Genomic DNA, 14376 nt, shown 5'->3' with positions numbered 1-14376 from the left:
CAAATCCCAGGCGTACACTAAGGTATTCTCATGGCAGATACATTGCCCCGCGTCATTCTGGTGGGTCGCCCCAATGTGGGCAAATCCACCCTGTTCAACAGGCTTATCCGCAGCAATCGGGCCATCACCCATGACCGCCCCGGCGTGACCCGCGACCGCATGGACGGCGTGGTGCGCCGCAAGGACACCCCCGTTTTCGGTATCGTTGACACGGGCGGCATCACCCTTGACGCCCACTCCGCTGTGGTGGAAGGCCCCGAAGGCATTCGCGGCTTTGAGCGCGACATTCTTGCGCAAACCGAGGCGGCGCTGGTTGATGCCGCTGCCGTGGCCTTTGTGGTGGATTCGCGTGACGGCCTGCTGCCCCTGGACGAGCATCTTGCGGCCCATGTGCGCCGTAAGGGCCTGCCCACCCTCTGCGTGGTCAACAAGGTTGACGGCGTGGAGCGCGAAGATGAGCTCATGGCCGAATTTCACGTTCTGGGCTTCCCGCTGCTGGCGGTTTCCGCCGAGCACGGACACAACATCACCGCTCTGGTGGAAGAACTGGTAGCCCTGCTGCCGGAAGAAACCTCCACCGAACCGCCCGCGCCGCCGACCCTCAAGCTGGCCATGCTTGGCCGCCCCAATGCGGGCAAGTCGTCGCTTATCAACGCCATTTCCCGCAGTGACCGCATGATTGTTTCCGATGTGGCGGGAACCACGCGTGACAGCGTTGACGTGCGCTTTGCGAGCGGTGGGCGCGACTACGTGTTTGTGGACACTGCAGGTGTACGCCGCCGCACCAAGATCAGCGACAGTCTGGAAAAGTACTCCGTCAACTCGGCCATCAAGTCGAGCACCAAGGCCGACGTGACCCTGCTGACCCTGGACGCCGCCGAAGGCGTGAGCCAGCAGGACAAGCGCCTCATGGACATGCTGAACACGCGCAAAACTCCCTTTATGGTGCTTATCAACAAGTGCGATCTGGCCCCCCGCGACTCGCTGGACAGGCTCAAAAAGAACGTCGCCGAAATGTTGGCCTTCTGCCCGCATGTGCCGATTCTGAATGTTTCTGCCCTCAAGGGAACCGGCCTGAAAAAAATCCTGCCCCTGGCAACCCAGATCCACGAAGAATGCAGCGTGCGCATTTCTACCGGCAAGCTCAACCGCGCCATGGAAGAAGTGCTCGACAAGCACCAGCCGCCTGTGGTCAAGCGTGTGCGCGCCAAGTTCTTCTACCTGACCCAGGCGGAAACCGCGCCGCCGACCTTTGTGTGCTTTGTGAGCGATGCCACCCGTGTTCCTGAAAGCTATACCCGCTATCTTGAACGCGCGTTGCGCAAAATATTTGGCATCACGCATGCCCCCATGCGCCTGCACCTGCGCTCAAGCCACAAGAAAAAATCTGAAAAATAGCGACAGGCCTGGCTGAAACCAGGCTGCCCGCAAGACAAAAAAATCCCCCGGGTCAAACCGGGGGACAAAACGTCAGTCTGCAAAAGACGGCAAGCCAGATGAGCCTGGCTAAAAAAGCTTGAATGGCGGAGACGTATAGGGGTCGAACCTACCACAGACCGCAAGGCCTGCCACCGGTTTTGAAGACCGGGCGCCACACCGGTGACGAAACGTCTCCGCATGGGCGCACCATAGGGCAAAAGCCCCTTGCCCGCAAGGGGGCAAACTTATTTGGCCTTTGCAGCACAGCAAAAGCAGCAAAGCCCGCAGCACAGTTTGACCATGCGCAACACGCACCCGGCATGCTGTTTTGACTCCTGCATGTCAAACCTCCATTGCCAAGCGTGTTTTGCGCATTATTATGAACAAGACAAGCGCAGCCGAAACCCTGTTGCCTGAACTGCAAATGCCCACAAGCATTTGACACCAGCCACATACAGGTAGTAATTTCTTAACTGTGCTGGCCATATATCCGGCCTGGCCGTGCGCCACCGCGCGCGGAAAACGTAACGGAGGCAGTGTTGAATCAGATAAGTCGCAACCTGATGCTGTGGGCGATAATCGTCCTGGCGATGGTCATGCTTTTCAATATGTTCCAGCAGCCGCAGGGGATCACCCAGCGGGTGCCCTACTCAGATTTCCTCAGTCAGGTGGACAACGGCCAGCTCATGTCCGTAACCATTCAGGGGCACACCCTCATTGGGCGCACCTCTGACGGAAAAACCGTGCAGTCCTATGCTCCGCAGGACATCGGCCTCGTAAACCGCCTTATTGAAAAAAAGGTCGAAATCAAGGCCGAGCCGCCGGAAGAACAGCCATGGTACATGACCCTGCTGGTTTCATGGTTCCCCATGCTGCTGCTGGTGGGCGTGTGGATTTTCTTTATGCGCCAGATGCAGAGCGGCGGCGGCAAGGCCATGAGCTTTGGCCGGTCGCGCGCGCGCCTGCTCAATCAGGACAGCACACGCGTTACCTTTGCTGACGTGGCTGGCGTTGACGAAGCCAAGGACGAACTTTCGGAAGTTGTGGAATTTCTCTCCAACCCCAAAAAATTTACCCGCCTTGGCGGGCGCATCCCCAAGGGCGTACTGCTCGTGGGCCCTCCCGGCACGGGTAAAACCCTTCTGGCCCGGGCCGTTGCAGGTGAGGCCGGGGTGCCGTTCTTTTCCATTTCAGGCTCCGACTTTGTTGAAATGTTTGTGGGCGTGGGCGCTTCGCGCGTTCGCGACCTTTTTGTTCAGGGCAAGAAAAACGCGCCCTGTCTGATATTTATTGACGAAATCGACGCCGTTGGCCGTCAGCGTGGCGCTGGCCTTGGCGGCGGGCATGACGAACGCGAGCAGACCCTGAACCAGCTGCTTGTGGAAATGGACGGCTTTGAAAGCAATGAAGGCGTTATCCTCATTGCCGCCACCAACCGCCCCGATGTGCTTGACCCCGCCCTGTTGCGCCCTGGCCGCTTTGACCGCCAGGTGATGGTGCCCACGCCCGATCTGCGTGGCCGCCGCCGCATCCTTGAAGTGCACACCAAACGCACGCCTCTTGCGGGCGATGTTGATCTGGAAGTGCTGGCTCGCGGTACACCGGGCTTTTCTGGCGCTGACCTTGAAAACCTGGTCAACGAAGCTGCCCTTCAGGCCGCCAAGCTCAATCAGGATCGCCTGGACATGCACGATTTCGAGTATGCCAAGGACAAGGTTCTCATGGGCCGCGAACGCCGCAGTCTTATCCTCTCTGAGGAAGAAAAGCGCATCACAGCCTACCATGAAGGCGGCCACGCCCTGGCTGCCCGCCTGCTGCCCGGTTCCGACCCGGTGCACAAGGTTACGATCATTCCGCGTGGACGCGCCCTCGGCGTGACCATGCAGCTGCCGGAAGAAGACCGCCACGGCTATTCACGCACCTTTCTGCGCAATAATCTGGTGGTGCTGCTGGGTGGCCGCGTGGCGGAAGAAATTATTTTTGACGATATCACCACCGGTGCCTCCAACGACATTGAGCGCGTCACCCGCATGGCCCGCAAAATGGTCTGCGAGTGGGGCATGAGCGAGGCCGTGGGCACGCTGGCCATCGGCGAAACCGGCGAAGAAGTTTTTATTGGCCGCGAATGGGTTCAGAACAAGAACTTCAGCGAAGACACGGCACGTCTTGTGGATTCGGAAGTGAAGCGCATTGTGGAAGACGCGCACAGCCGCTGCCGCAAGTTGCTTGAAGAAAATCTGGATGCCCTGCACCGCATTGCCCAGGCGCTTCTTGATCGCGAAACCATCACCGGCGCGGATATTGACCTGCTCATGGACAACAAGGAACTGCCCCCGCTCGACAACAACGGCAAACCCGTGCCCTCCACTGCCGCCAAGGGCGGCAAGGCTTCCAAATCCGGCGCAGAATTTGTTATTGAGCCGGATACGGACGCTCAGGCCCCCGAACAGAAGGCAGAGCACAAGCAGGAGCAGCAATCGGAACAGGCGGAGTCCAAACAGTCCGAAACCGAGAACACCCGGAACAACAGTAAAGAAAATGACCGATAGCATTTGCCCGGCCGCTCTTTCCAGGGGCGCAGACTGGCATATTCTTGGGGGGCGGGCGTTGAAGACGCCCTCCCCCTTTGGCGTAATGGGCATTGTAAATCTGACCCCAGATTCCTTTTATGACGGGGGCCGGCACAACGCCCCGGCATCAGGCCTCAACCATGCGCTGACCCTGCGCAACCAGGGTGCAGACATTCTTGACCTTGGCGCGGAATCGTCGCGGCCCGGAGCTGCGGAACTGCCCCCCCAGCAGGAAACCGAGCGCCTGCTGCCGGTTCTGACAGGGCTGCGCCAATCTGCGCCCGGAGCCGTAATCTCCGTGGACACCTACCATGCCGCCACGGCTGCCGCTGTGCTGGACATGGGGGCTGCCATCATCAACGATATTTCGGCCTGCGCCTTTGATCCCGCCCTGCTGGACGTGCTTGTGCAATACAAGCCCGGCTATGTGCTGATGCACAGTCAAGGCCGCCCGCAGACCATGCAGCACGACCCGCGCTACACTGATGTGCGCCGCGAAGTGCTGGAATTTTTTGAACTCGAGATGTCGCGCATGGTACGGGCGGGCCTGCCGGAAAACCGCATTGTGCTTGACCCCGGCATCGGCTTTGGCAAGACGCTTGAACACAACCTTGCCCTGCTGGCCCACCCGGAAGACTTGCTTGCGCTCGGGCGGCCCGTGCTCATGGCCTTGTCCATGAAATCCGTTTTTGGCGGGCTTCTGGGCCTGCCGCCGCAGGAGCGTGGTCTGGCAACAGCCATGGCTACGGCAATGCTGCGCGGCAAGGGCGTGTTCTGGCACAGGGTGCATGATGTTGTCGCGGCCCGTCAGGCCATGACTGTTGCTCTGGCTCTTGAGGCCAACTAGGATTCAAACCGTCAACGATTGCGAGTCTGCCGGTATGGTGCGATTTTTTTCAACGCGCCCATTCACTGGAATGCTGCTCATCACGTTGGCCTTCAACTTACTTTTGACATGGGTTTTGATTGACCGCAAACAGCAGCTTGAGCGGGTCAAGCTTGAGAGCATTGCCCGCTCGCAACGCGATAATCTCCAAAGCGATCTGTTGCGCCTGATATTCAAAACGGAAACCCTGAACGCGCTTGTTATTGACAACAGCGGGAATATTCAGGAATTCGAGCGTGTTGCCGCTGCCCTGCGCGATGATGACACCATTCAGGCCTTTGTTCTCGCTCCCGGCGGCACCATAAACAAGGTGTACCCATATACGCCTGCCAACAGCCTGCTGGTGGGGCAGGATATGCTTGACGGCAATCTGGGCTGCCACGAGGCAATCACGGCCCGCCACGGTGCCCCCCTGACCCTGGCCGGGCCGGTACTGCTCCCCAACGGGGATGCGGCTCTGGTGGGGCGACTTTCCGTATTCCTTCCTGATGCTTCCGGCCGTCCTCAATATTGGGGTATTGCTGCAATATTACTGCGTTTTCCTGAAGTGCTGACAGCCTCGGACCTTTACCTGCTGGACAGCATGAATATCGATTTTGGCCTTTGGCGCACATCCCCCCATAAAGGCGGTGCGTTGCTTATAGCTGGCAGTGCGGATTCAGAAAAAGACGCCGGCAGCATAGACATGCCTGTGACAATTCTTAACGCTCACTGGCTGATCCGCATGTCGGCAGGCGTTGCGTGGTTCAGATCACTGGAATCATGGCTCTATGTGGGTATGAGCGTTCTTCTCAGTCTCTTCCTGGCAACGTTAGTTCAAAGGAATCATGACCTTACGCAAATTCGCACATATCTTGAGGCCATCGCTTACAGAGACGCCCTTACGGGGGCGCTCAACAGGCGTGGGCTCTTTGAGGAACTACAAAGGCGCATAGCCTCACCAGTTGTAAAAAAATTCACCTTATATTACGTCGACTTAAATAATTTTAAAGGCATCAACGACACCTATGGACATGAGGCGGGCGACCGAGTATTGCAACTCTTCGCAGAGGTTGTTCGCGCACATGCCCCGGTGACCCATATTCTGGGGCGTATGGGCGGTGATGAATTTGTATTGCTGCTCAACGGTCCCCCGGCCGAGGAGAGGGACAAGGCCGCCTTTACCCGAATGCGCGCCGATCTTGCAAAGGGATTGCCAGAGCTGAACATACCTGGGCCGATCACGTTCAGCATGGGCAGTGCAGTGTACCCTGATACTGCCCTCACAGTGGATGCGCTGCTCTCCTGCGCGGACACTGCCATGTACCAAGACAAGGAACGCGCCAAAGCCCACGGCTGACAGCGCGACGGTTGCCCGATACACTTTGCTGCAAGGAACACACCGTGTTTGACCGTATTGCCATAGACTGGCGCGATGTAATGGATATAGCCGTGGTCAGCATTATGCTGTACCAGGTTATCCAGATGCTGCGGGGTTCGCGGGCGCTGACAGTCCTTACAGGGCTGGGCCTGCTTACGCTGCTGTATTTCTTTTCAAACGCTCTCGGCCTGTACACGCTTACCTGGCTGTTGCAGCACATCTTCAGTTCCCTTTTCATCCTCATCGTCGTTATTTTCCAGGCCGATATCCGTCAGGCTCTGGGAGAAATGGGCGCACGTCCCATCTTTCGCCGATCCAGCATAAAAAGTATCGGCGTGGAAGAAGTGGTGAGCGCCTGTGTTGAAATGGCCCGGCTGCGGGTGGGCGCACTTATCGTTATTGAGCGCAGCATGCGCCTTGGTGATATGATTAAACGCGAAGGCGTGCGCATTGATGCGCAGCTTTCACGCCAGCTGCTCATGAATATTTTTTATCCCAAGGCCCCCCTTCACGATGGAGCCGTGGTCATCAGCCGTGGCAGAATCACCGCTGCGGCCTGCATTCTGCCGCTGGCCGAAGCCAAGGGCCAGAACTTCGGCACGCGGCACCGCGCGGCACTGGGCATTGCCCGTGAAAGCGATGCCCTGGTCATTGTTGTTTCTGAAGAAAGAGGCGAAATTTCCGTGGCACTCAAGGATGAGCTGATGCGCGCCCTTGACGCTACCCGCCTCAGGCAGGTGCTTAATGAAATCCTCTGATCCCTCACGCCGCCCCCCGCATCTGCTTTCCATGCTGCTGGCGATCTTTATCGCCGTGAGCATGTGGTACATGGTCAGCGTTCGCGACAGGCTGGAAGCGCAGATTGAAGTTAACCTTGATTACTTCGGCATCCCCGCCAATCTTGTGGTGACTGACGGACTCATCAACAAGGCCATTGTGCGCCTGCGCGGGCCGGAAACTCTTTTGCGCTCCATAACGCAGCGCAAGATTATTCAGGCTGTTGATCTTTCCTCCATAAAAAAGGGCACCACAGTGGTTCCGCTTTCGGCAGAACATCTGGGGGCAAACTTCCGCGCCTTTGAGCTCATTGATGTGCAGCCCCCGCGCATTGTGGTCAAGGCCGACAACGTTCAGGAACGCAGCGTGCCCGTCAAGGCGGTTGTGGATTCGCCCCTGCACAGCGGCGCCCTGACGGTGGAAAACGTCAGCGTTACTCCGGCCACGGTGGTTTTGCGCGGCCCGGAATCTGTTGTTTCTGCCATTGCCAGTGTGCCGCTAACCATAATGCTTGATCCCAAGGCAGCGGGCACAACAACCCAGCAAACCATCACGCTGGACACGCCAGGCATGGTCACGGCCACGCCGCCTTCCGTCAAGGTGCAGTACACCATCACCAGTGGGCGCACCGTTATATCGCGCCGTTGCAAGGTGGAAATTGCCAAGGAAAGCCGCCATGCCTATACGGTTAGCCCCGATGAAATTGCCGTGCTGGTGGAAGTGCCCGAAGCTCTGGCTAAGAACAGCCGTTACCTTGGCGAGATGGAAGTTTCCCTCGTTACGCCGGAGATCCAGCCGGGAGAAAGCATTAAAACGCCCTTGCACTTCAAACTGCCGGAAGGAATGACTCTCTTGAACCCGGTTACGGAAGAAGTTACGGTAACAAGAAAAAAGAAATAAGCGCCGCCCTTCAACTGCCACATCCGGCAGCCAGAGAGGAACGCAACCGCGCCTTGCCCTTGCGGCCGGGCACGGCACATACGACAAAAACCAGCAACAGCGCCCACGCTGAAACGCGTCTGCGCGCTGCAAAAGAATTAGAGGTAAGGAGTTTTCATGGCTGAGCGTCTTTTCGGCACAGACGGACTGCGCGGCACGGTCAACAACTATCCCATGACCGTGGATGTGGCCCTGCGACTTGGTCTGGCGGCGGGCGTGCGCTTTCGGCGCGGCGACCACCAGCACAAGGTGGTCATCGGCAAGGATACGCGCCTTTCAGGCTACATGTTTGAATCTGCGCTCACTTCCGGCCTGTGCGCCGCCGGCATGCACGTGATCATGACCGGCCCGCTGCCCACTCCGGCCATATCCTTCCTTACCCGCAGCATGCGGGCCGACCTTGGGGTGGTTATTTCCGCCTCGCACAACCCCTTTCACGACAACGGCATCAAGTTCTTTGATGCCGATGGCTACAAGCTGCCCGACCTGACCGAAGACGAGATATCGGCCATGGTGCTGGATTCGGACTTTAAATGGCCCTATCCGGAAGCGCGCGGCGTGGGCCGCGCCACCAAGATTGAAGACGCAGGGGGCCGCTATATTGTTTACACAAAAAGCTGCTTCCCCCCCCAGTTGACCCTTTCGGGCCTGCGCATTGTGATTGACTGCGCCAACGGCGCCAGCTACAAGGTTGCCCCGCTGGCTCTTGAAGAACTTGGAGCCGAAGTTTTCCGCATCGGCACAAGCCCTGACGGCACCAACATCAACGAACACTGCGGCTCGCTCTATCCCGAAGTGGTGGCAGCCAAGGTGCGCGAGGTGCGGGCCGACGTGGGCCTTGCGCTGGACGGCGATGCCGACCGCCTCATTGTTGTGGACGAACACGGCGACATCATTGACGGCGACCAGCTTATGGCCATGTGCGCCCAGGCCATGATGGCCCGGGGCGAACTGCCGGGCAATCTGCTTGTGGCAACCGCCATGAGCAACATGGCCCTGGAAATTTTTATGAAGGATCACGGCGGTTCGCTGCTGCGCACCAAGGTGGGCGACCGCTACGTTATGGAAGCCATGCGGCGCGAAGGCGCCATGCTGGGCGGCGAGCAGTCGGGCCATCTTATTTTCCACAAGTACAGCACCACTGGCGATGGCCTGCTGGCGGCCCTGCAAATTCTGCGCATCATGCGCGAAAAGGACAAGCCTCTCTCCGAACTGGCGGGCAGGCTCAAACCCTTCCCGCAGAAGCTTATCAACGTGCGAGTGGAAAAACGCCTGCCCTTTGAGGAACGCCCCGCAATTGGCGAGGCTGTTGCCAAGGTCGAGGCGGAACTGGCAGGGCGCGGGCGTGTGCTCTTGCGTTATTCCGGCACGGAATCTCTTTGCCGCGTCATGGTGGAAGGCGAAAACCCCGAAAAGGTCAAAACTTTCGCCGAAGATCTGGCCGTTGTGGTTGAGCGCGAACTGCGCTGATTTGACTGTTGCACATCGCGGCGGCGCTCCCGGATCGGGCAGGAACTGCTTGCAGTATGGCCGCTATCCGTTTATTGCTTGCATCGGTTTGCCGCTAATAAAAATTGTTTTGTCTACCCCCCTTGGAGGCATGCATGAAGGATATTCGTAAAGTCGTCATTCCTGTGGCCGGATGGGGCACCCGTTCCTTGCCTGCAACAAAGAATATTCCCAAGGAAATGCTGCCCATCTACAACAAGCCCGTCATCCAGTATGTGGTTGAAGAAGCGCAGCGCGCCAATATTGAAGATGTAATTTTCGTCACCAACCGCGACAAAACGGTTATTGAAGATCACTTCGACTACAACCTCCAGCTTGAGGGCGTGCTTGAACGCGCTGGCAAGCTCGACAAACTGGCTGAAGTGCGCAAGGTGGCCGAGATGGTCAACATCATGTCCGTACGGCAAAAGCGCCAGCTTGGCCTTGGGCATGCGGTGCTTTGCGCGCGCGAACTTGTGCGTGATGATCCCTTTGCCATCATGGTGGGCGATGACCTCATGTTTGGCGGCGCTCCCGGCATCGGCCAGCTCATTGAAGTGGCCATGGCCGAAAAAATGCCGGTCATCGGCGTGATGGAAGTACCGTGGGAGAAGGTCAGCCGCTACGGCATCATTGATGGCGATGAAGTGACCCCCGGCGTGTTCCGCGTCAAAAACATGGTGGAAAAACCCGCCCGTGAAGACGCGCCCTCGCGCATGGCTATTGTTGGCCGTTATGTGCTCACACCTGATATTTTTGACTATCTTGAAAAGGTCGAGCCAGGTCACGGCGGCGAAATCCAGCTTACCGACGCACTGCAGGCCATGGCTCAGGAAAGGGGCATGATGGCTGTGCGTATGTCCGGCATGCGCTTTGACGCTGGCGACTGGGCGGAATTTCTCACCGCCAACATCTACTTTGCCCTTCAGGACGAAGAACTGCGCTACGATCTGCTCAAGCTGCTCAAGAATTTTGTGCAGTTCCATTAAAACCCGCTGCACATACGTATTGCCCCAAGCCTCCTCTGGTTCGCCAGAGGAGGCTTGCCATTGGGGCCGTATTACGTAACTCTGCCCCACATGTACGCCACAGTCGCCCTGCTCACTCCGCCCTACGCCAGCCTTACCTACACGCTGCCGCCCGAATTTCCCGCCGATTTCTGGCAGCCCGGCTTGCGCGTGGCCGTGCCGCTGGGCCGGGGCGAGCGCACCGCCCTGCGCGCCGCAGTGCTTTTGCGCGTCAGCCCCACCGCCGACGTGCCGGAAGGCGTTGACTGCAAAAGCCTTGGCTGGCCGCTGGAAAACGCCCCCCTGCTCCCCGCTGTACTGCTGGAACTGGCTGAAGATCTGGCCCGCCGTCAGGGGCTGCACCCCGGTCATATTCTGGGGCATGTGCTGCCACAGGGGCTGCGCCTTGCACGGGTGCGGCTGCGCAATATTGAATCGGGCAAGGCTGTGGCCTGGACTCTGGCCCGCATCCGTGAAGCCCTGCCTGAACAGCGTCAGGCGCTCGCCGAGTCCCTTTGCAAAGGCACGGCCCGCATGCTGCCCCCCGGCACAGACGCCGCCAGCGAAGAATTTTGCCTGCTGCGCGTTGACCCGCCCTGGCCTGTGCGGCCCTCGGCCAAACGCCAGATTGAGGTTCTGGACTATCTGCACCAGCACGGCAGCGTGAGCCGCAGGCGGCTTGTGCAATCCCTCGGGCAGGCCGTAACCCCAGCCCTCCATACCCTGCTGGAAGCTGGGCACGTCAACCTAGCGCGAGACAACGGCGTTGACGATGATGACGCTCTGGACGCCACAGAGCAAAGCCTGTTGCCGCCCCCGCCTGCCCCCTTTGTCCTTAACGATGAGCAGGCACGTGCGCTTGAAAGCATGCTGGAGGCACTGCGGGCAGAGGAGGCTTCCTCCCGCCTGCTCTTTGGCGTGACCGGCAGCGGCAAAACAGCAGTATACCTTGAACTTGCCAAGGCCTGCCTTGCGGCGGGCAAAAGCGTCATGCTGCTCGCACCCGAGGTGGCTCTGGCCCACAAACTGCGGCGCGATGCCACCTGCGCGCTGCCCGATGCTCCGTTATTTTTCTACCACGGCTACCAGTCGCCCGCACGGCGGGAAGCGACCTTTCGCCAGATGGCGCAAAGCGACACCCCCTGCATCGTCGTGGGTACGCGTTCGGCATTGTTTCTGCCAGTGCCGCATCTGAACTGCATTGTGCTTGACGAAGAGCACGACGGCTCTTTCAAGCAGGACGAAAGCCTGGCCTATCAGGCCAAGGAAGTGGCATGGTTCCGTGTTGCCCAGGCAAAGGGGCTGCTGGTGCTTGGTTCTGCCACGCCAGACCTCAAGACCTTTTATGCTGCTGAAAACGGCCACCTGCCCATCCTGCGGCTGCCGCACCGCGTGGGCGGACGCGAGCTGCCGCCGGTGGAACTGGTGGACATCAGCGCCCTCGCGCCCGGCTCAACCAGCATGGACGGGCTGCTGGCCCCGCAGAGCGAGGCCGCACTGCGCGAGACCATTGAGCGCGGCGAGCAGGCCGTGGTGCTGCTCAACAGGCGCGGCTACGCCCCCCTGATGTACTGCCTTGACTGCAACCGCACCCTGCGCTGCCCGCACTGCGAAATTGGGCTCACCTACCACAAGGGACTGGAAAAACTCGTCTGCCACTATTGCGGCTATAGCCGCCCCTTTCCCTCGCCCTGCCCAGAGTGTGGCGGCATGAACTTTTTGCCCATGGGCGAAGGCACAGAACGCCTGGCCGAGCGCCTGAGCGTACTGGCCGGGGGGCCTGTGCTGCGGCTGGACAGGGACAGCACCCGCAGGCCCGGACGCATGGAAGAAATCCTGGCGGCCTTTTCCCGGCAGGAGGCCCCCATACTGGTGGGTACGCAAATGCTCTCCAAGGGGCATCACTTTCCGCTGGTGACGCTGGCCGTCATCGCGGATGCGGACCTTGGTCTGAATCTGCCGGACTACCGCGCCGCCGAGCGCACATTTCAACTGCTGGTGCAGTCTGCCGGGCGCGCTGGCAGGGGCGACAAGCCGGGCCGGGTGCTTATCCAGACGCGTGATGTGGAGCACTACTGCTGGCAGTACGTGCGCACCGCAGACTATGAGGGTTTTTATCAGGCGGAGCTTGCCAAACGGCGGCTGCGCCGTTACCCGCCCTTTGTGCGTCTGGCGCTCATTCGCATATCCTACGCGCTGAACGAACAGGGCGGCCCCCCTGCTCTCAACGATCTGGCTCTGGCCCTGCGCGGCAAGGCTGCGGAACTTGGCGTGCAGCTCCTTGGCCCCGCTCCCGCCCCACTGGCCCTGCTGCGTGGGCGTAAACGTTTTACATGTTTGATAAAAGGGCAGGACTGGCAGGCTCTGCGCTCGCTCTATTTCTTTGCTTTGTCACAAAAAGCTTCAAGACACTTGCGACTTTTCCTTGACCTTGATCCGATAAATATGTTGTGACAGCCCATTACTGTTGTCGAGGGCGGCCATACAGCCGCGTCCGTTTCTGCGACATCACAACCGTACCAGCGTACTAAGGTATGCCGGGATGGGCTGTTGTGCGCTTTTTTTGCATCTTAGTGGAGGGGTGATGAAGGTTTTTCGTGCTGTATGTCTGGCGCTGGCTCTGGTGGCCTGCTGCGCGCCCGTAGCCTGGGGCGAAGGTTTCTCCCTGAATGAATGGAGCGCCAGAGGTGTTTCCCTGGCTGGCGGCATGGTGGGCCGCGCTGATGATGTTTCGGCCATTGCGTATAATGCCGCAGGCATTACGCAACTGCCCGGCACCCGCACGATGGGCGGCTTTGCCCTCATCAGCCCTTCTGGCGGTATTTCCACCAGTTATGGTAGCCGCGAAACCTCGACCTACACGAAGCCCGCCCTCTGGAATGCTCCGCACGCCTATCTGAGCCACCAGCTCAGCGACAACGCATGGGTCGGTCTGGGCGTTTTTTCTCGTTTCGGCCTTGGCAACAGCTATTCGGGTGACTGGGCGGGCAGGTACAATGTCTATGACATCGGCGTACAGACTATTTCCTTCGTGCCTACCCTTGCCATCAAGCTCAATGATACGGTCTCCTTTTCTGTAGGCGTGGAAGCCATGAACGCCCACATGTACATGGGCAACAAAATTCTGACCTACAACAACGGCAAAAAATTTGACAACGACATGCAGCTCGAGGGGAACGGATGGGGTTATGGCGCACACCTTGGCCTGCACATGCATCTCAACGACCAGTGGTCGGTTGGCCTGTCCTACAAGAGTCAGGTGACCATGAACATCAATGGCGACGTGGAATTCGCCTATCAGGGCAACAACGCCATCAGCAAGGCCAAACACCTGCCCGAGGCCAGAAACTGCGGCGCAAACACCGTGCTTCAGCTGCCCGATTCGGCAGCCCTGGGCGTTACCTACAAGCCGCTGGACAATCTGAGTTTTGAAGTGGGCACGGTCTGGACCCGCTGGTCCACCTACAATGCCCTGAACATCTATATGGACAGCGGCTACAATTCCATCAACAACAAGGAATGGCGCGACGGCTGGAACTTCAACGGCAGCGTGGAATACAAGCCCCTTGACTGGTGGACCCTGCGCGCAGGTTTTTCTTATGAGACGCCCGTGGTCAATGAAAGCCACGCCGACTTCATGATCCCCACCAATGGCCGCAAAACGCTCAGCGTGGGTACTGGCTTCAACTGGAATAACTGGACCGTGGACCTCGCCTACGCCCACCTGTGGATCAATTCGCTTGACTACGGCGGCACCGATGCCAAGGGCATATCGCCCGAGGTAGGCATTACTGGCGGCAATTCCAAGGATGTTTCCGCAAATATCTATATGCTTTCAGTGGGTTACACGTTCTAAAAAAACAAGCTGGCCAGACGCGCCCCGCTGATGTTGTGAAGACGGCGGGCGCTTATGGCGCAATAGCATATGAA

General features: G+C 58.9%; 11 protein-coding genes and 1 tRNA gene. 10 read left to right on the top strand and 2 right to left on the bottom strand.

What is annotated here, in order from left to right:
* The first annotated feature begins 30 nt into the window (after positions 1-30).
* Positions 31-1398 (top strand): ribosome biogenesis GTPase Der, encoded by a 1368-nt coding sequence (gene der / locus NE637_RS03300; RefSeq protein ID WP_227117697.1) that lies wholly within the window; start codon positions 31-33, stop codon positions 1396-1398.
* Between the two features lie 123 nt (positions 1399-1521).
* Here the strand turns inward: der and NE637_RS03295 are convergent.
* Positions 1522-1615, bottom strand: a tRNA-Sec gene (locus NE637_RS03295).
* 343 nt (positions 1616-1958) lie between these two features.
* Between NE637_RS03295 and ftsH the strand changes: the two genes are divergently transcribed.
* A complete protein-coding gene (gene ftsH / locus NE637_RS03290; protein WP_227117699.1) occupies positions 1959-3968 on the top strand; it encodes an ATP-dependent zinc metalloprotease FtsH in 2010 nt (669 codons plus the stop codon).
* Positions 3958-4836: a dihydropteroate synthase gene (folP, locus tag NE637_RS03285; RefSeq protein ID WP_227117701.1), complete on the top strand. Its 879-nt coding sequence runs from the start codon at positions 3958-3960 to the stop codon at positions 4834-4836. Before ftsH ends, folP begins: the two co-directional genes overlap by 11 nt.
* A 97-nt stretch (positions 4837-4933) precedes the next feature.
* On the opposite strand, the gene NE637_RS03280 is transcribed toward folP, so the two are convergent.
* A complete protein-coding gene (locus NE637_RS03280) occupies positions 4934-5257 on the bottom strand; it encodes a hypothetical protein (protein ID WP_227117703.1) in 324 nt (107 codons plus the stop codon).
* Here NE637_RS03280 and NE637_RS03275 point away from each other — a divergent pair.
* The 7 genes from NE637_RS03275 (at position 5231) to NE637_RS03245 (ending at position 14302) form a co-directional block, all read left to right on the top strand.
* Positions 5231-6214 (top strand): GGDEF domain-containing protein, encoded by a 984-nt coding sequence (locus NE637_RS03275; protein ID WP_227117704.1) that lies wholly within the window; start codon positions 5231-5233, stop codon positions 6212-6214. The genes NE637_RS03280 and NE637_RS03275 overlap by 27 nt on opposite strands.
* A gap of 44 nt (positions 6215-6258) precedes the next feature.
* Positions 6259-6993, top strand: coding sequence for a diadenylate cyclase CdaA (gene cdaA / locus NE637_RS03270; RefSeq protein WP_227117706.1), 735 nt, complete (start codon positions 6259-6261; stop codon positions 6991-6993).
* Positions 6980-7912, top strand: a complete 933-nt coding sequence (locus tag NE637_RS03265; RefSeq protein ID WP_192111351.1) for a CdaR family protein — start codon at positions 6980-6982, stop codon at positions 7910-7912. The genes cdaA and NE637_RS03265 overlap by 14 nt, the downstream gene beginning before the upstream one ends.
* 156 nt (positions 7913-8068) lie before the next feature.
* On the top strand, positions 8069-9421 hold the full coding sequence (glmM, locus tag NE637_RS03260) for a phosphoglucosamine mutase (protein WP_192111350.1): 1353 nt from the start codon (positions 8069-8071) through the stop codon (positions 9419-9421).
* 134 nt (positions 9422-9555) lie between these two features.
* On the top strand, positions 9556-10428 hold the full coding sequence (gene galU, locus NE637_RS03255) for a UTP--glucose-1-phosphate uridylyltransferase GalU (RefSeq protein ID WP_192111349.1): 873 nt from the start codon (positions 9556-9558) through the stop codon (positions 10426-10428).
* Positions 10429-10518: 90 nt separating this feature from the next.
* On the top strand, positions 10519-12900 hold the full coding sequence (gene priA, locus NE637_RS03250; protein ID WP_227117848.1) for a replication restart helicase PriA: 2382 nt from the start codon (positions 10519-10521) through the stop codon (positions 12898-12900).
* 130 nt (positions 12901-13030) lie between these two features.
* Positions 13031-14302, top strand: coding sequence for an OmpP1/FadL family transporter (locus NE637_RS03245; RefSeq protein WP_192111348.1), 1272 nt, complete (start codon positions 13031-13033; stop codon positions 14300-14302).
* The last annotated feature ends 74 nt before the right edge of the window (positions 14303-14376 follow it).

The organism is Desulfovibrio desulfuricans (assembly GCF_024460775.1).
Lineage (GTDB): Bacteria > Desulfobacterota > Desulfovibrionia > Desulfovibrionales > Desulfovibrionaceae > Desulfovibrio > Desulfovibrio desulfuricans_E.
The sequence above is the reverse complement of the archived record's forward strand: the minus strand, read 5'-3'. Positions and strand labels throughout refer to the sequence as shown.

Excerpts from the sequence above, each read along its gene's own strand:
- der (WP_227117697.1), top strand. The coding sequence starts at position 31 with ATGGCAGATACATTGCCCCGCGTCATTCTGGTGGGTCGCCCCAATGTG.
- folP (WP_227117701.1), top strand. The coding sequence starts at position 3,958 with ATGACCGATAGCATTTGCCCGGCCGCTCTTTCCAGGGGCGCAGACTGG.
- NE637_RS03275 (WP_227117704.1), top strand. The coding sequence starts at position 5,231 with ATGCTTGACGGCAATCTGGGCTGCCACGAGGCAATCACGGCCCGCCAC.
- NE637_RS03265 (WP_192111351.1), top strand. The coding sequence starts at position 6,980 with ATGAAATCCTCTGATCCCTCACGCCGCCCCCCGCATCTGCTTTCCATG.
- glmM (WP_192111350.1), top strand. The coding sequence starts at position 8,069 with ATGGCTGAGCGTCTTTTCGGCACAGACGGACTGCGCGGCACGGTCAAC.
- galU (WP_192111349.1), top strand. The coding sequence starts at position 9,556 with ATGAAGGATATTCGTAAAGTCGTCATTCCTGTGGCCGGATGGGGCACC.
- priA (WP_227117848.1), top strand. The coding sequence starts at position 10,519 with ATGTACGCCACAGTCGCCCTGCTCACTCCGCCCTACGCCAGCCTTACC.
- NE637_RS03245 (WP_192111348.1), top strand. The coding sequence starts at position 13,031 with ATGAAGGTTTTTCGTGCTGTATGTCTGGCGCTGGCTCTGGTGGCCTGC.